The following is a 22,923-nucleotide window of genomic DNA, read 5'->3' as shown; positions in this document are numbered from 1 at the left end:
CTTATTCCGCCGCCAGCGCGACGCCGTCTTCGTCAACGACCGGATCGGCCGTCGCGAGTTCGACGTTGAGGCCCAGCGAGCGCATTTCCTTGACCAGCACGTTGAAGCTTTCGGGAATACCGGCCTCGAAGGTGTCGTCACCCTTGACGATCGCCTCATAGACCTTGGTGCGGCCGACCACGTCGTCCGACTTCACCGTCAGCATTTCCTGCAACGTATAGGCCGCGCCATAGGCCTGGAGCGCCCAGACCTCCATTTCACCGAAGCGCTGACCACCGAACTGCGCCTTACCACCCAGCGGCTGCTGCGTGACGAGGCTGTAGGGGCCGATCGAACGGGCATGGATCTTGTCGTCGACCAAGTGATGCAGCTTCAACATGTAGATGATGCCGACGGTCACCTTGCGGTCGAACCGATCGCCGGTGCGGCCGTCATACAGGTCCGACTGGCCCGATGTAGCCAGCCCCGCCAGCGACAGCATCGCCGACACGTCCGCTTCACGCGCACCGTCGAACACCGGCGTCGCCATCGGGATGCCCCGCTGGAGATGTTCGGCCAGATCGATGATCTGCTCTGGCGAGCGCGCCTCGATCTGTTCGGCATAGCGCGGACCATAGGAGGTCAGCAGCCGTTCCTTGACCGCGTCGGGCATGTCGCCCGCCGACGGGTTCGGATTGGCCTCACGCCAGTCTTCCAGCGCATGTTTGAGCTGTTGGCCAAGGCCACGGGCGGCCCAGCCCAGATGCGTTTCGAAGATCTGACCGACGTTCATGCGCGATGGCACGCCCAGCGGGTTCAGCACGATGTCGACATGGGTGCCGTCTTCCAGAAACGGCATGTCCTCTACGGGCAGGATGCGCGAAATGACGCCCTTGTTACCGTGACGGCCGGCCATCTTGTCGCCCGGTTGCAGCTTGCGCTTCACCGCCACGAACACCTTGACCATTTTGAGCACGCCCGGCGGCAGCTCGTCGCCGCGCTGCAGCTTGTCGACGCGATCCTCGAACTTGTCGACGATCGACTTCACCGCTTCGTCATACTGGCCCTTGATCGCTTCGATCTGCGCCTGGCGGCTGTCGTCCTCGACTGCGAACTTCCACCATTCGTGACGCTCGACTTCGGCCAGCAGGGCTTCGTCGATCACGACGCCCTTCTTGACCCCCTTGGGAGCCGCAGAGGCGGTCTGGGTCAGCAGCATTTCGTGCAGGCGGTTGAAGGTCGCCCGGTTGAGGATGGCGCGTTCGTCCTCGCGATCCTTGGCGAGGCGGTCGATTTCCTCCCGCTCGATCGCCATGGCGCGCTCGTCCTTGTCGATGCCGTGGCGGTTGAACACGCGCACTTCAACGACAGTCCCGGCAACGCCCGGCGGCAGGCGCAGCGACGTGTCGCGCACGTCAGACGCCTTTTCACCGAAGATCGCGCGGAGCAGCTTTTCTTCCGGGGTCATCGGCGATTCACCCTTGGGGGTGATCTTGCCGACCAGGATGTCGCCCGGCTCCACTTCCGCGCCGATGTAAACGATGCCCGCCTCGTCGAGGTTGCGCAGCGCTTCTTCACCGACATTGGGAATGTCGCGGGTGATGTCCTCTGGCCCCAGCTTGGTGTCGCGGGCCATGACCTCGAACTCCTCGATATGAATCGAGGTGAAAACGTCGTCCTTCACGATCCGCTCGGAGATCAGGATGGAGTCTTCGTAGTTGTAGCCATTCCAGGGCATGAACGCGACGAGCGTGTTCCGACCCAGCGCCAACTCGCCAAACTCGGTCGACGGGCCATCGGCGATGACGTCGCCGGCTTCGATCAGGTCGCCAACCTGCACCAGCGGACGCTGGTTGATGCAGGTGTCCTGGTTCGATCGCTGGAACTTCTGGAGCGTGTAGATGTCGACGCCCGACTGACCGGCTTCGATGTCGCCGGTCGCACGGATGACGATACGGGTCGCGTCAACCTGGTCGACGATACCCGCCCGCTTGGATGCGACGGCCGCGCCGGAGTCACGGGCGACCGTGCCTTCCATGCCGGTGCCCACGAACGGCGCTTCGGCCTGAACCAAAGGCACCGCCTGGCGCTGCATGTTCGATCCCATGAGGGCGCGGTTGGCGTCATCATTTTCTAGGAATGGAATGAGCGATGCGGCGACCGACACCAGCTGCTTGGGGCTGACGTCCATCAGGGTGATGTGGTCGCGCGGCGCCATCAGGAATTCGCCGGCTTCGCGGCTGGAGATCAGATCCTCGACGAAATGGCCGTCGGCATTCACTTCGGCGTTGGCCTGCGCGATCGTGTGCTTGGCCTCTTCCATCGCCGACAGATACACGACGTCGTCGGTGACCTTGTTGTCCACGACCTTACGGTACGGCGTTTCGATGAAGCCGTATTTGTTGACGCGGCTGAAGGTCGCGAGGCTGTTGATCAGACCGATGTTCGGGCCTTCCGGCGTTTCGATCGGGCAGATACGGCCATAATGGGTCGGGTGAACGTCGCGGACTTCGAAGCCTGCGCGTTCGCGCGTCAGACCGCCCGGACCAAGCGCCGACACGCGGCGCTTGTGGGTGACCTCCGACAGCGGGTTGGTCTGATCCATGAACTGCGACAGCTGGCTGGAGCCGAAGAATTCACGCACGGCCGCCACGGCGGGCTTCGCGTTGATCAGGTCGTTGGGCATCACAGTCGATACATCGACGCTCGACATACGCTCCTTGACGGCGCGTTCCATGCGCAGCAGCCCGACGCGATACTGGTTTTCCAGCAATTCGCCGACCGAACGGACGCGACGGTTACCGAGGTTGTCGATATCGTCGATTTCGCCCTTGCCGTCCTTCAGGTTCACCAGTTCCTTGACGACGGCAAGGATGTCCTCGACGCGCAGGGTGGTGACCGTGTCTTCGGCGTCCAGGTCGAGGCGCATGTTCAGCTTCACGCGGCCAACGGCCGACAGGTCATAGCGCTCGGGATCGAAGAAGAGGCCGGCGAAGAGGGCTTCGGCGGTTTCCTTCGTCGGCGGTTCACCGGGGCGCATGACGCGATAAATGTCGGACAGGGCCTGGTCGCGGTCTTCGGCCTTGTCGGCCTTGAGCGTGTTACGAATCCAGGGGCCGGTGCCAACATGGTCGATGTCGAGCAGTTCGAGACGGTCGATGCCCGCCTTGTCCAGCTTTTCCAGATTCTCAGGGCTGACTTCGTCGCCAGCCTCGATGTAGATTTCGCCGGTGCTCTCGTTGATGAGGTCATAGGCGCTGTAGCGCCCATAGACTTCCTCGGTCGGGATCAGCAGCGTTTGCAGGCCGTCCTTTTCCGCCTTATTGGCGGCGCGGGGCGAAATCTTGGTGCCGGCGGGGAAGATGGCTTCGCCCGTCTTGGCATCGACGATGTCGAACGCGGGCTTCAGGCCGCGCCAGGCTTCGGCGAGATAGGGGATGACCCAACCGCCTTCACCGCGAACATAGGTCACCTTGTTGTAGAATTCGCCCAGGATATCTTCAGGCGTCAGGCCCAGCGCGAACAGCAGCGCGGTGACCGGCAGCTTGCGCTTGCGGTCGATACGGACGTTGACGATGTCCTTGGCGTCGAATTCGAAATCGAGCCACGAACCGCGATAGGGGATGACGCGCGCGGCGAAGAGATATTTGCCCGACGAGTGGGTCTTGCCACGGTCATGGTCGAACAGAACGCCCGGCGAACGGTGCATCTGGCTGACGATGACGCGCTCGGTGCCGTTGACGATGAAGGTGCCGTTGCCCGTCATCAGGGGCATGTCGCCCATGTAAACGTCCTGCTCCTTGATGTCCAAAACCGAACGGGTTTCGGTGTCCTGATCCACTTCGAACACGATCAGGCGCAGGGTAACGCGCATCGGCGCCGCATAGGTGATGCCGCGCTGACGGCATTCCTCGACGTCATATTTCGGGTCTTCCAGCTCATAATGGACAAAGTCCATTTCGGCGGTGCCGGCGAAATCGCGGATCGGGAAAACGCTGCGCAGCGTCTTTTCCAGGCCCGACACATAGCCGATGGCGGGGTTCGAACGGAGGAACTGTTCATAGCTCTCCCGCTGGACCTCGATCAGGTTCGGCATTTGCACCACTTCGTGGATGTCGCCGAACACCTTCCTGATGCGCTTCTTCGCGCCGGTGTTGCTGATCGGGGGGAGAGCTTTGGTCGCCATGCGTTGTCCTTGCCTTCATTCGTCGCGTTTTTCCGCATCCCAGCGAAAACTCAGTCCATGCGCGATGGAATAGAAGGTGATTCGCACCCGCCATTCCACGCAAAAAAGTGCGGGCCGGGACTGTCCGATCCGCACTGTCAGCACCTGATGACCCGTCAGAAGTCGCCCAATTCCGCCAGCTTCGCGCGCAATTCGAAGCTGGACCCCGAGCGATCCGGGGGACGGCCTAACCCCTTACGCACAGCGCAGGGGACGACCGGATTGCCAGCCATATAGACGCCCGCTGGCGATTTGTGAAGGGGTGAAGGCAGTGTTCAAGGCGTCGCGTCGCTAGTCGCATTGGATGTGGCGCCCGATGCTGCATTCAATGGCGCAGCAGGCGGCGCGATCTTCACCGTCTCAAACCGCTCCTTACGCCGCACACCGCTCAACCCGGGATCGGTGGGAGAGGGAATGGCCAAGGTCGGCACGCGCTGGCGCATACATTCTCTCTTGGCGACGCGGGGCGTTTGGGTGCAATTCCACAGGGCGCGTTGCAATCCTGTCGCCGCATCGTGGATGTAGGAAAAACGCATGGTGGTGAGATCGGTCAGGGATAGCGGCAATTCCTTGGGCGCACTGCCCGCCACCCATCCCATGATGCGGCATTGGCCGCGCCCGGCGCAAAAGGTCCGCGCCGTCGCCGGCCAACTGTCGGCGGCGCTGCCCCTTGGCAATTCGACCAGAAAACTTTGGCCGCCGATGATGGAAATCAGGCGCACGCCTGCGATCGTCTTGCCTAGCATGCCCATTTCGATGGATTGTTGGGGCCGCGCAGCCAACGCAGCCGCGGCTTCGGCGGTCATCACCGGTTGCAGTAGCGACAGCATGCCCGATCCGCCCTGATGCGCGGGTGACAGGCGCGCTAGCTGGCCGATCAGCGGTTCTCCTGTATCAATGGTCCGGCGGAAGGCGGACGGCGTGCCCCACCAGCCGCGCCAGCGGAAGAACAGGTGCGTGCCGACCGCCCCGATCTTGTCCAGGCTGCTGCTCCAATAGGGCACGACCCAGTCAGTATGATAATGGGTGGCGTAGCCGACCGGCTTGTAGACCTTGCCCGCCAGCGCGGCGCGGGCGATGTCGCGCGCGCGGCCCCAAGCGGCTTCGCCGGGCGTGCGGGCCAGTGCGCCGTCGCAACTGAAGGTGAACTGGCATCCGGTGCGCCGTTCCTGCCCCTGGAACACTACGCCGCACACCGTCTTGGGGAAGGCAGGATGCCGCACCCGGTTCAGCACCACCTGTGCCACTGCCTCTTCGCCCACGGCATCGTCACCCGCCTCGAAGATTTCGGCCGCCGCCAGGCAGTCGGTCGCGCGGGCGAGGTCTGTTTCGGACCCGGCGAAGAGGAAAGGCCGGGCGGCCGGGTTGGGATCGCGCGAAAAGGGGATGGTCGCATTGAACGCGACCGCCTGATCCCGCTCCAGCGCGAAGACTTGGACCGGCTCGACCGGCGGCGGGGGCGTGGCGGGCCGTCTCATCCGTGCGGCTTCCACCACGGCCATGCGGCGCGCCCCCGCTTCCGAAGACGCCCGCGTGTCCCAGGTGGCGACTAATGCGGGCAGGCCGGCGAACAGAAGCGCCCAGACCAGCCACATCAACGGATGTGGCCGGGCCGAGGGAGATGATTCGGTCATGCCGCGCCTGCCGTTATCACCTTATTCAGGCAGGAAATCGGGGACCGACAGATAGCGTTCGCCGGTGTCATAGTTGAAGCCCAGAACCCGGCTGCCTGCGGGGAGTTCCTTCAGCTTCTGAGCGATTGCCGCCAGCGTGCCGCCTGAAGAGATACCGACCAGCAGCCCTTCCTCGCTCGCAGAGCGCCGGGCATAGTCCTTGGCATCGGCAGGATCGACCTGGATCACGCCGTCCAGCAACTGGGTGTGCAGGTTCGCCGGGATGAAGCCCGCGCCGATGCCCTGGATCGGGTGCGGGCCGGGCTGGCCGCCACTGATGACCGGCGACAGGGTTGGTTCTACCGCAAAGATCTTGATCGTGGGCCACGCCTTTTTCAGCACCTCGGCGACGCCGGTGATGTGGCCGCCGGTGCCCACGCCGGTAATCAGCGCGTCGATCGGCGCATCGGCGAAATCGGCCAGGATTTCCTGTGCGGTCGTGCGGACATGCACGTCGATATTGGCGGGATTTTCGAACTGCTGCGGCATCCAGCTGTTCGGCGTCTGCGACACCAACTCCAGCGCGCGTTCGATCGCGCCCTTCATACCCTTTTCGCGCGGGGTCAGGTCGAAACTGGCACCATAGGCCAGCATCAGGCGGCGGCGCTCGATCGACATGCTTTCAGGCATGACCAGCACCAGCTTGTAGCCCTTCACCGCCGCGACCATGGCCAGGCCGACGCCGGTATTGCCCGACGTCGGTTCGATGATCGTGCCGCCCGGCTGCAATTCGCCGCTGGCCTCCGCCGCCTCGATCATCGCCAGCGCGATGCGATCCTTGATCGACCCGCCCGGATTGGACCTTTCAGACTTGATCCACACTTCTGCATCTCCGAACAGCCGGTTGATGCGGACATGGGGCGTGTTGCCGATGGTTTCGAGAATCGTGGCAGCTTTCATGGGTTTTTCTCCTGGCTGTTCTCTTCTCGCCCGATGTCGGGTGGATCGAAGCTTCGTGCAAGGCGCAATTCGGGAAAGAGTCGCGCCCAGTAAAGGGTGATGAGGATAGCACCGACGCCGCCGCCGATCACCGCCGCGACCGGGCCGACCAGCGCGGCGAGAAAGCCGGATTCCGCCTCGCCCAGTTCGTTCGAGGCGGAAATGGTGAGTTGCGACAGGCTGGACACGCGCCCGCGCATCGCATCGGGCGTGTGCAACTGCACCAGCGACTGGCGCACGAACACCGACACCATGTCCGCGCTGCCCAGCACGACCAGCGCCGCGATGCCCACCTCGATCGCGATGCTGCGCGGCAGGAAGGCGGTGCAGCCGAAGGCGATGGTGGCCAGGCCGAACAGCATGACCGATCCCAGCATCTTGACCCCGACATTGGTCTTCATCGGGCGGAAGGAGAACCAGAGCGCCGTCAGCCCGGCACCGATGCCCGGCGCAGCGGCCAGATGGCCCAGGCCCGCCGACCCAACATGCAATATGTCGCGGGCATAGACCGGCAGCAGCGCAGTTGCGCCCGCCAGCAGCACCGCGAAGAGGTCCAGCGTGATCGTCGCGAGCACCAGTCGGTTCCCCCGGACATAGGCGAAGCCGTCGATCATCTGGCGGATGGGATGGCGGCTGGTGTCGCGCGGCGGCTGCGGCACGGGGCCGATCAGCATCATGGCGCCCAGCGCCACCCCGAACAGCGCCGACGCCAGCGCATAGGCGCCCCATGGCGTGGCTGCATAGGCATAGCCGCCCAGCGCCGGCCCGGCGATCGATCCGGCCTGCCAGACGACGCTGGAAATCGCGATGGCATTGGGCAGGACGGCGGGCGGCACCAGATTGGGAGCAAGCGCGCCATAAGCGGGACCATTGAAGGCGCGCGCCGTGCCGACAATGACGGCGATGCCCAGGATCAATGGCAGGCTGACCCAGCCCTCATAGGTCGCAAAGGCCAGCAATCCTGCCGCGATCGCCAAGAGCGCGAGTGTGATGCGAGAAATCCACCGCCGGTCATAATGGTCCGCGACCCAGCCAGTGACGGGAGTCAGAAAGAAAAGCGGCAGGAATTGCGCCAGGCCGATCAGGCCCAGTTGCGCTGCGGCCCCCGACGTCGTCATCGTCTCGCGCGCGATATTATAGGCTTGCCACCCCAATATGATCATCATGCCATATTGCGCCAGCACGGCACAGAGCCGCCCCACCAGATAGGCGCGGAAATTGCTGAAATGCAGGGGGTGGCGGGGGGAGGGGGCAGCCGTCATGGCGACGGCTTTAGCGGCGCTTATGTTGCCGAAGCAACAGGCGCGCGACCCACCATGCAACAAGATTTGCTTTACGACCTATGAGCGGGGAGGGCGGCGATCCATCCTGCCCGCCCCATACGGCCGATCAGCGCTTCAACAGCACGCCGCTGACCGATCCGTTACGCACGGAACAGACGAAAGGCACGGTGCCGCCATCGGCAAAGCCGATCTCGCCCTCCACCTCCCACCCGGTCGCCATGGTGCTGGCGCGGGGGCGGCCGATCAGCTTGCCGTCGGGACCGGCCTGGTAGAGCGCCTTGGCCGCGCATGCGTCGCGCGCGGCGGCGGCCGATGCGATCGGGCCATAGCCGGGCGAGGCATAAGGCGCGCGCCGGGCGTCGCGTTCGGCCTGCCGATCGCGCGCGATGTCGCTGGCGATCGCAGCGCCGATCACCTGATGCGGATCGATCGTCTGGGCGTGGAGCGGACTGGCCGCGACAAGCGCTACTATTGTCCAACTCGCTGTCTTTTGCATGACGCGCCGCCTCCCAGCCGGCGCGCCATCATAGCCTATTTGAAGAGGCTGCCCAATATGCCGCGGACCAGCTTGCCGGCGATCCCGCCGGAAGAAGATTTGCGGCTCGATCCGCCGAACACGGCGCGGCCCAGTTCGTTGGCGACCTGCCGCCCGACCGAAGATCCCGCCGCCCGCGTGGCCGACTGGATCGCCTTGTCGATGGCGCTGGGCTTGGCTGCTTCGCGCGCCTCCACCGTCGCGCGCCGTGCCTGCTCCTTCAATTCCGCCTCGCGCTGCTTGGCCTCTACCTTGGCCTGAGCGGCAGCGGTCTTGTCGGCTTCCGCCTGCGCCTTTTGCGCCTGCGCCGCCGCCGCGGCGGCCTGTCCGCGCGCCGCCAATATCTCTTCGGCCGATTCCCGATCGACCGCATCGTCATATTTGCCTGCAACGGGCGAGATCGACTGGATGATCGCGCGCTCCTTCGCATCGAGCGGCCCCAGCCGCGACCGCGGCGGGGCGATCAGCGTGCGCTGCACGATGCCGGGCGACCCATCCTCCTGCAACAACGACACCAGAGCCTCACCGACCTTCAATTGCGTGATCGCCGTCTCGACGTCCAGATCGGGATTGATGCGGAATGTTTCCGCCGCCGCCTTGATCGCCCGCTGGTCGCGCGGGGTGAAGGCGCGCAGCGCATGTTGCACCCGGTTGCCCAGTTGCCCGGCCACATCCTCTGGAATGTCGATCGGGTTCTGCGTGACGAAATATACGCCCACGCCCTTGGACCGGATCAGGCGCACGACCTGTTCGATCTTGTCGGTCAGCGCCTTGGGCGCGTCGTCGAACAGCAGATGCGCCTCGTCGAAGAAGAAGACCAGCTTCGGTTTGTCCGGGTCGCCCACTTCGGGGAGCGTCTCGAACAATTCGGATAGCAGCCATAGCAGGAAGGTCGCGTAGAGTTTCGGGCTCTGCATGAGCTTGTCAGCGGCGAGGACGTTGACATAGCCGCGCCCCTTCTCGTCCACCTGCAACATGTCATGAATGTCGAGCGCCGGTTCGCCGAAGAAATGATCGCCGCCCTGGGATTCCAGTTGCAGCAATTGCCGCTGGATCGCGCCGACGCTGGCCTTGGTGACATTGCCGTAGCGGGCCGACAGCGTGTCGGCATTCTCCGCGCAATAGGCCAGCATCGCCTGCAAATCGCCCAGGTCGAGCAGCAGCAGTCCTTCCTCGTCAGCATATTTGAAGGCGATGGTCAGCACGCCTTCCTGCGTTTCGTTGAGGCCCATCAGGCGCGCGAGCAGCAACGGCCCCATTTCGCTGACGGTGGTGCGGATCGGATGGCCCTGCTGCCCGTACAGATCCCAGAAGATCGCCGGATTGTCGGCATAGCTGTAATCGGCGATCCCCACTTCGGCAGCGCGCGCCACCAGCTTGTCGGCATTTTTGGCGGTGGGCGATCCGGCCATGGCAATGCCGGCCAGGTCGCCCTTCACATCGGCCATGAACACCGGCACGCCGAGCGCGGAAAAGCTTTCGGCGATTCCTTGCAGGGTGACGGTCTTGCCGGTGCCGGTGGCGCCTGCGATCAATCCATGGCGGTTCGCGCGGCGCAGGTTCAGCATCTGCGGAACGCCCCCGTCCTTGTCCGGTGCGCCAAGCCCGATGAAGATACCGTCGCTCATCTGAAATCCCCGAAAAAGAAAACCCGCTCGCCCCGGACCTGTCGAACGATGTCGACAGGTCCGGCCCGAACGGGTTTGAATTGGCTACCCCAACTCTAACGAGCCGGCCGCCATCGGCAAGTGCCGCTTACTTGTCGCGCAGGCGGATCGGCAGGAAGATGGCGGGCTGGCCGCGACGCAGCACCTGCAACAGGATGGCGGCGCGACCCTGGGCTGCGACGGCCTTCGCCTGCGCGTCCAGTTCCGCCTGGCTTGCGATCGGTCGGTTGTTGGCGCTGATGATCACGTCGCCGCGACGCAAGCCCTTGGTGCCCGCATCGGTCGATCCGTCGACAGCGGTGATGACCACACCCTTCGTGTCGGCGGCGATGCCCAACTGGCGGATGATGCCGGGCGTCAGCGGGATCGCCGAAATGCCCAGCGCCTGCTGCGTCGCCTGACCCGGATTCTGGTCCTGCTGGCTGAAATCCTCGTCGCCTTGTGGCTGGGCGAAGTTGTTCAGTTCGTCTTCGGACGGGCGCTCACCGACGATGGCGGTGACCGTTTGACGCTGGCCATTGCGGATCAGGACGATCGGCACGCGCGCGCCAATATCCTGATTGGCGACTATCGAGGACAGATTCTGATCCGCGGTCACTTCCTGGCCGGCAACGCTGACGATCACGTCGCCCGCCTTGATCCCGGCCTTTTCAGCGCCCTTGCCCGGCTCGACACCCTGGACGAACTCGCCGCGATTCTTGGCAAGGCCAAGCGAATCGGCCAGGTCTTCACCCAGCGGGCTGATCTGCACGCCCAGATAGCCGCGCTTGATCGCCTGACCCTTGCGCAGCGTATCAACGATCGGCGCCGCCTGTTCGGATGGAATGGCGAAGCCGATGCCGACATTGCCGCCCGACGGCGACAGGATCTGGCTGTTGATGCCGATGACATTGCCGCGCATGTCGAACATCGGGCCACCGGAGTTGCCCTGGTTGATCGACGCATCGGTCTGGATGAACTTGTCATAGCTGCCGCCGGTGCCGCGATGCAGGGCGGAGATGATGCCCGCCGTCACCGTGCCCGACAGGGCGAAGGGGTTGCCGATCGCCACGACCCAGTCGCCCACGCGCGACTTGGTGCTGTCGCCGAACTTCACGAAGGGCAGCGGCCTGGGCGACTCGATCTTCAGCACCGCCAGGTCGGTCGCGGCATCGCGGCCGATCAGCTTGGCGGGAAATTCCTGCTTGTCGGTCATCGTAACGGTGATCGAATCGACGCTCGCGCCCTCTGCGCCCGCCGACACCACATGGTTGTTGGTGACGATATAGCCGTCGGCGGAGATCAGGAAGCCCGATCCAAGCGACTGGGCCTGGCGCGTCTGCGGCTGCGCGCCGCCCTGCTGGCCCTGGCCAAACAATTCGCCAAAAGGCGTGCCGGCGAACGGGTTCTGCACCTTCACCCGCTGCTTGGTGGAGATATTGACGACGGCGGGTTGCAGCTTCTCGACCATGTCGGCGAGGCTGGCCGGCGCGCCCGCGGGGGCTGCTGCCGTCAGGCCTTCATTCTGCGCGGTCTGCGCCTCGACATTGGAACTGGTCGTGACCGCGATGGCGGTGCCGCCGAGCAGCAGGGCGCCGGTGATGGCATAAGCGTAACGCACTCGTGACGGTCCTCTTCAAAGCTTCAGGGGTAAGGAAGGCGGGACTTTTAGGAAGCCCTCAGATGCTCCGCCTTGCCTTAACCCTCATTGAATGACGCTGGTTCCGTAATGATCCCCGTGGACATCATGACGAAAGTTTAACGCCGTCCCTGAAATTGCCGCAGGAATTCATTGTCCGGCGACAGGATGATATTGGTCTGGCCCGGCCGATCGGGCGCGAAGGTGTAGCGATAGCTCTGCATCCCCCGATAGAAATCGTAGAAGGAAGGGTCTTTGCCGAAGCTTTCGGCATAGATGCGCGCGGCATTGGCGTCGGCCTCGGCCCGGATGATCTGCGCTTGCTTCGCGCCCTGGGCGCGGATGGTCAGCGCTTCCTGTTCGCGCGCGGTGCGCATCCGGGTGAAAGCGCTTTCCAGCGGCGTCCCGTCGGGCAGGTCGGCACGCTTGATCCGCACGTCCACGATCTCGGCACCATATTGGCGCGCGACCCGGTCCAGGCCTGCCTCGATATTCTGCATCACCTGGCCGCGTTCGGGGCTGAGCAGCGCGGCGAATGGCCGCTTGCCCAGTTCGTTACGCAGAGCGGAACCCAAGATAGGGCGCAGCGCCTCGCCTACGCGCTCTTCATTGCCCGCCGCGATATACATGCGCAGCGGATCGACAATGCGGTAACGGGCGAAGGCATCGACCTGAAGCCGCAACTGGTCGGTCGACAGCACCTGTTGCCGCTCCATCTCGACCGACAGGACGCGCTTGTCGATCCAGACGATCTGGTCGACGAACGGCCAGCGCCAGATGATGCCGGCACCGGTGTTGCCGAATGTTTCGTTGGGTCGATAGCGGTTGATGATCGCCTTTGGATCGCCGAAACGGACGACCACGCCTTGCTTGGTTTCGGGCACGATCGCCACGGTGCTACCGATCATGATCAGCAGGGCGAGCAGGATCAGTGCGAGGGCGACGGGATGGCGCAATATGCCGGGCATCACTGGCCTCCCGTGCTGGCGGCATCAGGTGCCGGGGTGGGCTGCGCCCGCCGCTTGATTTCGGGCAGCGGCAGATAGGGCGTCACATTGTTACCCTCGACGATGGTCTTGTCGACGTTCGACAGCACGCCCTCCATGGTTTCATAATACATGCGGCGGCGGGTCACGTCGGGCGACAGTCTATATTGTTCATAGACCTTATCGAAGGCCGCAGCCTCGCCCTGCGCTTTGGCCGTCACCTGCTGGGCGGCGGCACGCGCTTCGTTCAAGTAGGTCTGCGCGGTCTGTTGCGCGGCGGATACCGCCTTGAACGCATCGTTCACGGCGGTTGGCGGATCGGCCTGCTTGATCGCGACGCCTTGGATACGGATACCCGACTTATAGCCGTCCAATATTTCCTGCATCCGCAATTCGACCTGTTGTTCGATCGCGGTGCGCCCTGCACCCAGCGCATCGTCCAGGCTGACGCTGGCGAGCACGGCGCGCATCGCGCTTTCGGCGACTTCGCGCACGCTGGCGTCCGGGTCCGACAGCTGGAACAGGTAAAGTTCCGGGTTACGGATGTTCCAGCGCACCGAATAAGCGAGGTCGATGATATTCTGATCGCCGGTCAGCACCAGATTTTCGCTCTCCGCGCTGGCGGAGCCGACATCGATGGTACGGATTTCCTCGACATCGACCGTTGCCACCGCCTCGAACGGGGCCGGCAGGGTCAGGCTGATGCCCGGCGTCAGGGTGCGGCTATATTTGCCGAGCAGGGTGACGACGCCGCGTTCCTGCGGGCCGACGCGATGGAAACTCGTCAGGACCAGCCACAATATCACCACAAGGGCGATGGCGATCGGCCAGAGCGCCTTGCCCGATGCACGCGGGGGAAGCCCGCCAAAGCCGCCGCCATTCCCGCCGCCGCCTTGGCCGAAGCTTTCGCGGCCGCGACGCAGCAACTCTTCGATGGCCGATGGCCCCTTTTGGCCGCCGGACGGCCGGCCCGGTTGAGTCCACGGGTTGCGCGGGCCGCCGTCGCCGCCACCCTTCTGTCCGTCCCCTTCGGGTCCGTCATTCTTGCCGCCCCAGGGGCCTTGGACCATCGCTGCGATCGCGGGCATCCACCCGAACATTCTTCTCATGCCACCTTCTATAGGAAGGCTCTTCGCCGAAAAACAGTGCAAATGCCCTCGATTATTTCCTACAGGGCATCGCCATGACCGATCTTGCCGATTTCACCGCCCGTCTGACCGCCCTTACCGATGGCCGCGCCAGCGCGCCGCGGCTCAAGGAAGGGGTGATGACCATCGCCCTCGACGTCGGCGGACTGGACCCCGACCGGCGCGAAGGGCTGGCCGCCGCCATCCGCGAAGGCGCGCTGACCGTGCCCGGCGTCACCGACGTCCGCATCGCCATGACCGCGGAGCGTAAGCCCGAAGAAGCTGTGGCCGCCCCGACACTCCCCCCCAAAGCGCCGCTGCGCATCCTGGCCGTTGCGTCGGGCAAGGGCGGGGTGGGCAAATCGACCCTTTCGGCCAATCTCGCCGTCGCGCTGCACCGGCTGGGGCTGAAGGTCGGGCTGGTCGACGCCGATATTTACGGTCCGTCGCAGGCACGGCTGATGGGGAGCGAGGATCAAAAGCCCCAGGCCCGCGACAAGAAACTGATCCCGGTCACTGGCACGCTGGGCATCCCGATGCTGTCGATGGCGCATCTGGTGGAACCGGGCAAGGCGTTGGCCTGGCGCGGACCGATGGTCGGCAATGCACTGACGCAGCTGATCGACGCAGAATGGGGTGACACCGAATTGCTGGTGGTCGACATGCCACCTGGCACCGGCGACATTCAGTTGACCATGGTGCAGAAACATAAGCCCGTCGGCGCGGTGATCGTGTCTACGCCGCAGGATCTGGCATTGATCGACGCCACCCGCGCGGTCAGCCTGTTCCATCAGGCCGGCGTGCCGATGGTCGGCCTGGTCGAGAATATGGCCGGCTATGCCTGCCCCCATTGCGGCGAACTGTCCGATCCCTTCGGCCATGGCGGCGCGGAAAGCAAAGCGGGCGACCTGTCCATGCCTTTCCTTGGCCGTATCCCGCTGGCGATCGACATCCGCCGCCGCTCCGATGCGGGCGATCCTCCGGCGGCGGGCGAGGGCGTCCATGCCGACGCCTTCCACGCTATTGCGCGGAAGGTGGCGGACTGGCTCAAGGCATCGGCCTGATTACAGCATCAGATGCAAATACTGGCTGAAACCGTTGGGTTCATAATGGCCAAATGCGTCGCCATCGATGAAGCCATAGGCGCGATACAGCGCCAGCGCGGGTTCGAAGGCGGCGCCGCAACCGGTTTCCAGGCTCAGCCGCGCCATGCCGTGGTCGCGCGCGACCGTGACGATGTGCCGCAGCAGCGCGCCGGCCACGCCCTTGCGCAGATGGTCGGGATGGGTCCGCATCGACTTGATCTCCCCCTGATCGGCCGACAGCGTCCGCAGCGCGCCGACCCCGGCGACGGCCGCGCCGTCCCATAAAGTCCACACGCTGATATCGGCGGTTTGCAAGCCTGCCAGGTCAAGCGCGAACACGGCGTCGGGTGGGCTGTCAGCCTGCATCCCGGCCAGATGGAGCGCCAGCAGCGCGCGCGTCTGCGCATCGGTCAGGTCGTCGGAGCGGATGGCGAACATGGCCTGTGATTATAGCGAATGCGCGATGAAAGGAACGTCTTGCGTTCGCCTGCGTCCTTCCCATCTCGGTCGCAAAGGAAATACGCCATGCCGATTACCGCCCCGCAGGACATTGCCGCGTTGCTGTCCGAAACCCGCACGATCGCGCTGGTCGGCATTTCCGATCGCCCGGACCGCCCCAGCTACGGCGTCATGAAGTTCCTCCAGAACCATGGCTATCGCGTCCTGCCGGTCAATCCGCAGATTGCGGGCGAACATGTCCATGGCGAATTTGTCTGGGGGCGATTGTCCGACATCGGCGTGCCGATCGACATGGTGGACATTTTCCGCCGCAGCGAAGCCGCGGGGGAGGCTGTGGACGACGCTATCGCCGCCGGGGCCAAGGCGGTATGGATGCAGCTGGGCGTCGTCAACGAAGCGGCGGCCGCCCGCGCCGAAGCGGTCGGGTTGAGGGTGGTGATGGACCGTTGTCCCGCGATCGACATTCCGCGGCTAGGCGTTCCGCCGATCCTATCCGAATAGCCCTAGGCAGGGCAGGCCTGGGCCTCTATCAGGCAAGGCATGGCGCGCACCCCGCGGAAGCAATCCGGCAAACATCAGGGCATCAACCGCCGCACGCTGCTGATCGGCGGCGGCGCAGCGGCGGGGCTGCTGCTCGCCTGGGGCGTATGGCCGCGCAGCTACCAGCCCAATCTCAATGCCGGTCCCGGCGAAACCATCGTCAACGCCTTCCTGAAGATCGACGCATCCGGCCAGATCATCGTCGTCGTGCCGCAGACTGAAATGGGGCAGGGCGTCACCACCGTCTTGCCGCAGATATTGGCCGACGAACTGGGCGCGGACTGGCGCACCGTCGCGGTGCAGAGTGCGCCAATCAGCCCGCTTTATGCCAACACGCTGCTGGCGCGCGAATGGCTGGCGAGCGACTGGACGCGATTGCTGGGCGATGCCGGCGACTGGGCGATCGGCCAATATGCGACGCGCGGCGCGCTGATGCTGACCGGCGGCGGCACGTCCGTCCCGATGTTCCGTGCCGCCTATCGTGACGCTGGTGCGGCCGCCCGCATATTGCTGTGCAAGGCGGCGGCGGCGCGCTGGGCCATCCCTTGGGAAAGCTGCGACATTCAGGAAGGCATCATCTCCGATGGTGGTGCCCACCGTATGAAGATCGGCGATGTGGTCGCCGATGCCGCCCGGTTCGACCTGCCCGATATCCTGCCCTATCGCCAGGGACAGGATGGTCGCCTGTCGGGGCAGGATCTGCCGCGCCTCGATACGCCGTCCAAGATCGACGGCAGCCATAATTTCACCGCCGACATTCGCCTGCCCGACATGGTCTATGCCTCGATCCGGCAGGGGCCGATCGGCGACGCCGTGCTGGCCGGACTGGACGAACGCGCCGCTGGCAGCGTCATCGGCTTCCTCAAGCTTGTGCGGCAGGAACGCTGGGTGGCCGCAGTCGCCAGCAACTGGTGGGCCGCGAACAAGGCGCTCGACCTGGCCGATCCGGTCTTCACCCTGCGCGGCGTGCCGGTTAGCAGCGGTGGCATAGACGACGCATTGGAGGAGGCATTTTCGGGTTCGGCTGGCCGCCGCCTCTACGCCCAGGGCGATCTTGGCCCGGTGTTCGAGGGGGCGACCATCCTCGCCAGCGAATATCAGGTCGATGCCGGGTTGCATCTGGCGTTAGAGTCCATGTGCGCCACCGCCCGCGTCACCGATGCCGGCGCGGAAATCTGGATGGCGACGCAGGCGCCGGGCCTGGCCCGCGCGGCGATCGCTGATGCGCTGGACCTGCCGGAACGGGCGATCACCCTCTATCCGCTCCATGCCGGCGGGTCGTTCGGGCGGGCGATGGACTGGGACGCAGGCGTGCAGGCGGCGCTGCTGGCGCGCGACATGGGGCGGCCGGTGCAACTGCTCTGGTCGCGGCTGGAGGATGTGGTGCAGGATCGACCCAGCGCCCCGGCCCATGCCCGCATGGCAGCCAAGCTCGGCCGCAACGGCGCGATCGAGGGATGGCTGGCGAAGGTCGCCGCGCCCTGCGCACTGACGCAGACATGGGCGCGGATCGCCGACGGCGCATTGCCGCACGTCGCGGCGGCGGATGCGGCGGACAAGGCGACCCGGCTGGCCGTCACCGGCATGGTGCCGCCCTATGCCATTCCCCACTGGGCGGTCGATCATTTCCCGACCGATGTGGGCCTGCCGCTCGGCTTCATGCGCGGCAATGCGCATCTGCATGGGGCGTTCTTCACCGAAAGCTTCGTTGATGAACTGGCGCATCTGTCGGGGATTGAGGCCATGTCCTTCCGCATCCAGATGCTCGGTGGCAATCCGCGCCTGGCCCATTGCCTGTCGACCGCGGCGTCGATGGGCGGCTGGCAGGGCGGCATAGCGGGCAGCGGGCAGGGGATATCCGCGCATATGATGGACGGTGCCTATGCCGCGATCATGGTGGAGGCGGCGATGAACGGCGACAAGCTGAGCGTCAGCCGCATCGTCGCCGCGGTCGATGCGGGCGATCAGGTCAATCCCGACATCGCGCGCCAGCAGATCGAAAGCGGGCTGGTCTATGGTCTGGCCTATGCCATGGGCGCATCCGTCCCCTATGAACGCGGCCTGCCCACCCGCGCCATCCTTGGTCGCATGAACCTGCCGCGCCTCGCCGACATTGGCGAGGTAACGGTGGAACTGATGCGCAGCACCGCCAATCCCGCCGGCGTCAGCGATCTGGCCGCCCCGCTCGTCGCCCCCGCCATCGCCAACGCCCTGTACACATGGACAGGTCAGCGCATGCGCAGCCTGCCGCTAGTGGGAGCCGCATGAACAAGCCCGCCGATCATCCCGCCATCCCCACGCCCAAAGTGGGCGTCCTCCTCATAAATCTCGGCACGCCAGACGCGCCCGATCCAAAATCGGTGCGCCGCTATCTGGCGGAATTTCTGTCTGACCGGCGCGTGGTGGAAATCCCGCAACTGCTCTGGCAGCCGATCCTGCGCGGGGTGATCCTCACCACCCGTCCGAAGAAATCCGCCCATGCCTATCAGCAGGTATGGACGGCGGAGGGGTCGCCGCTCGCGGTCCATACCCGCGCTGCGGCTCACGCCCTGCAACAGGCGATGGGGGAAGGGGTGGTCGTCGAATGGGCGATGCGCTACGGCAATCCCTCCATTGCGGAAAAGCTGGCGGCGATGAAGGCGCGGGGTTGCGAGCGTATCCTGCTCGCGCCGCTCTATCCGCAATATAGCGCCGCCACCACCGCAACCGCCAATGATGCCGCCTTCGCCGCGCTGGCCGCAATGCGCTGGCAACCCGCCATCCGCACCCTGCCGCCCTATCATGACGATCCGGCCTATATCGCCGCGCTCAGGGCATCGATCGACCGGCATGTCGCCGCGCTCGATTTCGTGCCGGACGCCTTGCTCGCCAGCTTCCACGGCATGCCCGAACGCACGCTGCATCTGGGTGATCCCTATCATTGCCAGTCGGTCAAGACCGTCCGCCTGCTGCGCGAAGCCCTGTCTCTGAAAAACCCGCCGCTGCCGGTCCATATGAGCTTCCAGTCGCGGTTCGGCCGCGCCAAATGGCTGGAACCGGAAACGGAGGCTACGCTCGCCAAATTGGTGAAGGAAGGTGTCCGCAATATTGCTGTGGTCACGCCAGGATTCTCGGCGGATTGCCTTGAAACCCTAGAGGAAATCGCCCTGCGTGCGAAAGATGTTTTTTTGGCCCAAGGTGGCGAGAAATTTGCCCTTTTGCCCTGTCTAAACGCATCGACGGAAGCTATCACTCTGTACCAGAGGCTTGTGAGCCGCGAACTTTCGGGTTGGATCAACTGACCCGGTTGCAGGAAGAGGATACGCATATGTCGAGAGTAGCGATCGTGACCGGCGGAACGCGAGGCATAGGCGAGGCGATCAGTCTGGCATTGCAGGAAATGGGCTATACCGTCGCCGCCAACTATGGTGGCAATGAGGAGAAGGCGAAGGCCTTTACCGACAAGACCGGCATCGCGACCTTCAAATGGGACGTCGGCGATCACCAGGCTTGCCTCGACGGTTGCGCCGCGGTGGCGCAGGCGCTGGGTCCGATCGACATCGTCGTCAACAATGCCGGCATCACCCGCGACGGCGTGCTCGCCAAGATGAGCTTCGACGATTGGAACGAGGTGATGCGCATTAACCTTGGCGGTTGCTTCAACATGTCCAAGGCGACCTTCGGCGGGATGCGGGAACGCGGCTGGGGCCGGATCGTCAACATCGGTTCGATCAATGGCCAGGCCGGGCAATATGGTCAGGTCAATTATGCCGCCGCCAAGTCCGGCATCCATGGTTTCACCAAGGCGCTGGCGCAGGAAGGCGCAAAGTCAGGCATTACCGTCAATGCGATCGCGCCGGGCTATATCGACACCGACATGGTCGCCGCGGTCCCCGCCGCGGTGCTGGAGAAGATCGTTGCCAAGATTCCGGTCGGTCGCCTGGGCCAGGCCAGTGAAATCGCGCGCGGCGTCGCCTTCTTATGTAGCGAGGAAGGCGGCTTCGTAACCGGCAGCACCTTGTCGATCAACGGCGGCCAGCACATGTATTGATGACGATGGGCGACGCTGACGATGGCTCGAACAAGCCGGAAGGGTCGCCCTTCGCTCCGCCGGTCAAGCGGAGCGTGACCATTGCCGGCCATCAGACGGCGATCAGCCTCGAACCGATCTTTTGGGACGCCTTGCGTGCCCATGCCTTGCAGCAAAATCTTCCGATCAACGCGCTGGTCGCGCGCATCGACGCGGCGCGATTGGCCGTGTCGCATCCGCCCAATCTGGCCAGCGCCATCCGGTCCTGGCTGTTCGCAGAGCAATCTTGCGACAGTGATAAGAATTATTCGCAATAGCGTTGACTCTGAGAAGGACTCTCAATAGCAGGCCCCAACGACTAAAAGGGGATCTGTGAACATGTCGAAGTCTGGAAATATTCCATCCTTTCTGGCGCTGGGCTGCGTCGGTGCCATGGCTTTTGCAACGGGCGCCGGTGCGCAAGATGCTGAACGCGGCCCGCGCCTGGGCGGCATGACCGTCACCGATACGGCAATCGACGAATCGACGATCAAAGTGGAAAAGGCGGAATCGCCCAAATATACCCGCCGCCTGCTCGACACGCCGCAGACGATCACGGTGATCGGCAACCAGACCATTTCCAAACAGAATCTGTTGACCTTGCGCGACGTGCTGGCGACCGTACCGGGCATCACCTTTGGCGCGGGCGAAGGCGGCGGCGGCTATGGCGACAGCATCAACCTGCGTGGCCAGAGCGCGAACACCGACATCACCATCGACGGCGTGCGCGACAGCGCCCAATATAGCCGCACCGACCCGTTCAACCTGGAGCAGATCGAGGTCATTAACGGCGCGAATTCCGTATTCAGCGGATCGGGATCGATCGGCGGCACCATCAACTTGGTGACCAAGCGCCCCAAGGGCTATGACGAGACACTGTTGACCGCGGGCATCGGCACCGACGATTATTATCGCGCGACTATCGACAGCAACGTCAAGCTGTCGGATTTCGTGGCCGTGCGCCTCAACGCCATGTATCATGAAAATGACGTGCCGGCGCGCGACGTCGACCATTATAAGCGTTGGGGCGTGGCGCCGTCGGTCAAGTTCGGCGGCGACGGCCCGACCACGATGACGCTGCTCTTCTCGCATCAGGAAGACGAGAATACGCCCCTCTACGGCGTGCCCTATTATAAGAACGCGGTCTATGACGGCCCGCTGCCCGGCGTCCCCTATAGCGGCTATTATGGTTACAAGAATGTCGATCGCCAGGACCAGACGGTCGATCAGGCGACGATGATCTTCGAACATCAGTTCAGCGACCTGCTGACCATCCGCGACCTTGCCCGCTGGCAGCGGGTCGAACAGAATCTGGTGGTCAACCCGCCGCAGGGCGGCACCTACTGTCTGGCCGATGGCACGACGCAGACGGGCGTCGCCTGCGCGGCCGGTCAGTTGGCCAACACCTATTATCCAGGTGGGCCGCGCGGCACCTATCGCTTCTCGGAAAACCAGTCGCTCTATAACCAGCTCGACCTGACCTTCTCCATCCCCGGTGGCCATACGCTGGTTCTGGGCACGTCCGCGCTGCATGAGGATTACACGCTGAGCAGCGGCAACCTGTTGCGCAATGCGGGCGGCGCGACGCCCAACCCGACGCTGGACCCGATCAGCATCTCCAACCCCAATGCCATCTATACCGGTCCGATCAACCAGACCCAGACCGCCTATCAGGATAGCGTGCTCAACAATGTCGCGGCCTATGCCTTTGCCGCGGTCAAGTTGGCCGAGCAACTCGAACTAAATGGCGGCGTGCGGTACGAACATAACAAGGCGGTGTTCCGCTCCGACACGATCACGCCGTCCGCGCTGCCGATCCCGGCCGGTCAGACGAGCCGTTACCTGACCGGCGTAAACCAGGTCGCGATCGACGATCTCTTCTCCTACCGCATCGGCCTCGTCTACAAGCCGGTGCCCAATGCCAGCCTGTACCTTGCCTATGGCAACAGCAAGAACCCGACGGCGACCACCGTCCGGTCGGGTTGTGGCCTTGCGGCCGCAGCCAATTTCGGCACCGATCCGTGCGAAGCGAAGCCGGAGCAGGCGATCAATTACGAAATTGGCGGCAAGATCGACCTGTTCGACGCGAAGCTGCAACTGAGCGCGGCGCTGTTCCGCAACGAGCGGACCAACTATCGCGTCGCCAGCAACGATCCGCTCATCGGCACGCTGCCGGTCAATGATGGCAAAAACCGGGTCGATGGCCTTACGCTCGGCGCGACCGGCAACATCACCGACGCCTGGTCGATCTTCGCCAACTACACTTATCTGGACAGCAAGGTGATCCAGAGCGTTTCCGACGCCTGTATCGCCAACCCCGGCCCGCGCACCGTCAATGGCGTGACGACCAACGCCTGCGGCAATAATACGGCCATCCTCGACCCGCAGGCCGGGCAGGAATTGATCAATACGCCCAAACATTCGGGCAGCATCTGGACTACCTACACCCTGCCCTTCGGCTTGCAGGTCGGTTACGGCCTGACCTATCAGGGCAGCTTCCTGCTGACCAACCGGGCGCTGGTGACCCCGCTGGTGGCGGGCAGCACCGCGATCGCCCCGACCTATCGGTCCGACTCCTATCTGATCCATCGGGCGATGCTGTCCTATTCCTTCACGGAAAGTCTGACCGCGCAGCTCAATGTGCAGAACTTCACCAACAAGAAATATTATACCAGCATCCGCAACAATGGCTGGGCCAATCCCGGTGAAGGCCGGTCCTGGGTGCTGAGCCTGAACTACAAGATCTGATGGGTCCAGCA

The 22,923-nt window shown here is 64.2% G+C and carries 17 protein-coding genes; 7 read left to right on the top strand and 10 right to left on the bottom strand.

From position 1 onward, the window contains the following. Position 1: 1 nt before the first annotated feature. The 9 genes from rpoB to hflK all read right to left on the bottom strand — a co-directional run bounded on the left by rpoB (position 2) and on the right by hflK (position 13,993). Entirely contained in the window at positions 2-4,165 is a 4,164-nt protein-coding gene (rpoB, locus tag HHL08_RS05395) for a DNA-directed RNA polymerase subunit beta (protein WP_169571467.1), read from the bottom strand. A 314-nt stretch (positions 4,166-4,479) separates the two neighbouring features. Then, on the bottom strand, positions 4,480-5,838 hold the full coding sequence (locus tag HHL08_RS05390) for a cell wall hydrolase (protein WP_169571466.1): 1,359 nt from the start codon (positions 5,836-5,838) through the stop codon (positions 4,480-4,482). Between the two features lie 21 nt (positions 5,839-5,859). After that, a complete protein-coding gene (cysK, locus tag HHL08_RS05385; RefSeq protein WP_169571465.1) occupies positions 5,860-6,777 on the bottom strand; it encodes a cysteine synthase A in 918 nt (305 codons plus the stop codon). Continuing rightward, positions 6,774-8,078 (bottom strand): MFS transporter, encoded by a 1,305-nt coding sequence (locus HHL08_RS05380; RefSeq protein WP_169571464.1) that lies wholly within the window; start codon positions 8,076-8,078, stop codon positions 6,774-6,776. Before HHL08_RS05380 ends, cysK begins: the two co-directional genes overlap by 4 nt. A gap of 127 nt (positions 8,079-8,205) precedes the next feature. After that, the gene (locus HHL08_RS05375; protein WP_169571463.1) at positions 8,206-8,595 is read right to left on the bottom strand and encodes a hypothetical protein; all 390 of its coding nucleotides are present in this window, start codon (positions 8,593-8,595) and stop codon (positions 8,206-8,208) included. A 35-nt stretch (positions 8,596-8,630) separates the two neighbouring features. Next, a complete protein-coding gene (locus tag HHL08_RS05370; protein WP_169571462.1) occupies positions 8,631-10,262 on the bottom strand; it encodes a helicase HerA-like domain-containing protein in 1,632 nt (543 codons plus the stop codon). 127 nt (positions 10,263-10,389) lie between these two features. Then, complete coding sequence (locus tag HHL08_RS05365; RefSeq protein WP_169571461.1) at positions 10,390-11,901, bottom strand: Do family serine endopeptidase; 1,512 nt, start codon at positions 11,899-11,901, stop codon at positions 10,390-10,392. A 137-nt stretch (positions 11,902-12,038) separates the two neighbouring features. Continuing rightward, positions 12,039-12,887, bottom strand: a complete 849-nt coding sequence (hflC, locus tag HHL08_RS05360) for a protease modulator HflC (protein ID WP_169571460.1) — start codon at positions 12,885-12,887, stop codon at positions 12,039-12,041. Then, positions 12,887-13,993 (bottom strand): FtsH protease activity modulator HflK, encoded by a 1,107-nt coding sequence (hflK, locus tag HHL08_RS05355; protein WP_169571459.1) that lies wholly within the window; start codon positions 13,991-13,993, stop codon positions 12,887-12,889. The genes hflC and hflK overlap by 1 nt, the downstream gene beginning before the upstream one ends. Before the next feature lie 95 nt (positions 13,994-14,088). Between hflK and HHL08_RS05350 the strand changes: the two genes are divergently transcribed. Beyond that, positions 14,089-15,096, top strand: a complete 1,008-nt coding sequence (locus tag HHL08_RS05350) for an Mrp/NBP35 family ATP-binding protein (protein ID WP_169571458.1) — start codon at positions 14,089-14,091, stop codon at positions 15,094-15,096. Here HHL08_RS05350 and HHL08_RS05345 read toward each other — a convergent pair whose 3' ends face one another. Continuing rightward, positions 15,097-15,555 (bottom strand): GNAT family N-acetyltransferase, encoded by a 459-nt coding sequence (locus HHL08_RS05345; protein WP_169571457.1) that lies wholly within the window; start codon positions 15,553-15,555, stop codon positions 15,097-15,099. It lies immediately after the preceding gene. An 87-nt stretch (positions 15,556-15,642) separates the two neighbouring features. Between HHL08_RS05345 and HHL08_RS05340 the strand changes: the two genes are divergently transcribed. The 6 genes from HHL08_RS05340 to HHL08_RS05315 all read left to right on the top strand — a co-directional run bounded on the left by HHL08_RS05340 (position 15,643) and on the right by HHL08_RS05315 (position 22,912). Beyond that, positions 15,643-16,077 carry a CoA-binding protein gene (locus HHL08_RS05340; protein ID WP_169571456.1) on the top strand — a complete coding sequence of 145 codons (435 nt, stop codon included), beginning with the start codon at positions 15,643-15,645 and terminating at the stop codon, positions 16,075-16,077. 39 nt (positions 16,078-16,116) lie between these two features. Further along, a complete protein-coding gene (locus HHL08_RS05335) occupies positions 16,117-18,384 on the top strand; it encodes a xanthine dehydrogenase family protein molybdopterin-binding subunit (RefSeq protein WP_169571455.1) in 2,268 nt (755 codons plus the stop codon). Next, positions 18,381-19,397, top strand: coding sequence for a ferrochelatase (gene hemH, locus HHL08_RS05330; RefSeq protein WP_169571454.1), 1,017 nt, complete (start codon positions 18,381-18,383; stop codon positions 19,395-19,397). Before HHL08_RS05335 ends, hemH begins: the two co-directional genes overlap by 4 nt. A gap of 26 nt (positions 19,398-19,423) precedes the next feature. After that, positions 19,424-20,146 (top strand): acetoacetyl-CoA reductase, encoded by a 723-nt coding sequence (phbB, locus tag HHL08_RS05325; RefSeq protein ID WP_169571453.1) that lies wholly within the window; start codon positions 19,424-19,426, stop codon positions 20,144-20,146. Further along, a complete protein-coding gene (locus HHL08_RS05320; protein WP_169571452.1) occupies positions 20,146-20,442 on the top strand; it encodes a ribbon-helix-helix domain-containing protein in 297 nt (98 codons plus the stop codon). Before phbB ends, HHL08_RS05320 begins: the two co-directional genes overlap by 1 nt. Before the next feature lie 61 nt (positions 20,443-20,503). Then, a complete protein-coding gene (locus HHL08_RS05315) occupies positions 20,504-22,912 on the top strand; it encodes a TonB-dependent receptor (protein ID WP_169571451.1) in 2,409 nt (802 codons plus the stop codon). Positions 22,913-22,923: the final 11 nt, after the last annotated feature.

Origin of the sequence: Sphingobium psychrophilum (assembly GCF_012927105.1) — a bacterium.
In the GTDB taxonomy this organism is placed as follows: domain Bacteria; phylum Pseudomonadota; class Alphaproteobacteria; order Sphingomonadales; family Sphingomonadaceae; genus Sphingobium; species Sphingobium psychrophilum.
This window is presented reverse-complemented; position numbering and strand designations above follow the sequence as displayed.

Excerpts from the sequence above, each read along its gene's own strand:
- HHL08_RS05380 (WP_169571464.1), bottom strand. The coding sequence starts at position 8,078 with ATGACGGCTGCCCCCTCCCCCCGCCACCCCCTGCATTTCAGCAATTTC.
- hflC (WP_169571460.1), bottom strand. The coding sequence starts at position 12,887 with ATGCCCGGCATATTGCGCCATCCCGTCGCCCTCGCACTGATCCTGCTC.
- HHL08_RS05370 (WP_169571462.1), bottom strand. The coding sequence starts at position 10,262 with ATGAGCGACGGTATCTTCATCGGGCTTGGCGCACCGGACAAGGACGGG.
- HHL08_RS05375 (WP_169571463.1), bottom strand. The coding sequence starts at position 8,595 with ATGCAAAAGACAGCGAGTTGGACAATAGTAGCGCTTGTCGCGGCCAGT.
- phbB (WP_169571453.1), top strand. The coding sequence starts at position 19,424 with ATGTCGAGAGTAGCGATCGTGACCGGCGGAACGCGAGGCATAGGCGAG.
- HHL08_RS05320 (WP_169571452.1), top strand. The coding sequence starts at position 20,146 with ATGACGATGGGCGACGCTGACGATGGCTCGAACAAGCCGGAAGGGTCG.
- rpoB (WP_169571467.1), bottom strand. The coding sequence starts at position 4,165 with ATGGCGACCAAAGCTCTCCCCCCGATCAGCAACACCGGCGCGAAGAAG.
- HHL08_RS05315 (WP_169571451.1), top strand. The coding sequence starts at position 20,504 with ATGTCGAAGTCTGGAAATATTCCATCCTTTCTGGCGCTGGGCTGCGTC.
- hemH (WP_169571454.1), top strand. The coding sequence starts at position 18,381 with ATGAACAAGCCCGCCGATCATCCCGCCATCCCCACGCCCAAAGTGGGC.
- HHL08_RS05335 (WP_169571455.1), top strand. The coding sequence starts at position 16,117 with ATGGCGCGCACCCCGCGGAAGCAATCCGGCAAACATCAGGGCATCAAC.
- HHL08_RS05390 (WP_169571466.1), bottom strand. The coding sequence starts at position 5,838 with ATGACCGAATCATCTCCCTCGGCCCGGCCACATCCGTTGATGTGGCTG.
- cysK (WP_169571465.1), bottom strand. The coding sequence starts at position 6,777 with ATGAAAGCTGCCACGATTCTCGAAACCATCGGCAACACGCCCCATGTC.
- HHL08_RS05340 (WP_169571456.1), top strand. The coding sequence starts at position 15,643 with ATGCCGATTACCGCCCCGCAGGACATTGCCGCGTTGCTGTCCGAAACC.
- hflK (WP_169571459.1), bottom strand. The coding sequence starts at position 13,993 with ATGCCCGCGATCGCAGCGATGGTCCAAGGCCCCTGGGGCGGCAAGAAT.
- HHL08_RS05345 (WP_169571457.1), bottom strand. The coding sequence starts at position 15,555 with ATGTTCGCCATCCGCTCCGACGACCTGACCGATGCGCAGACGCGCGCG.
- HHL08_RS05350 (WP_169571458.1), top strand. The coding sequence starts at position 14,089 with ATGACCGATCTTGCCGATTTCACCGCCCGTCTGACCGCCCTTACCGAT.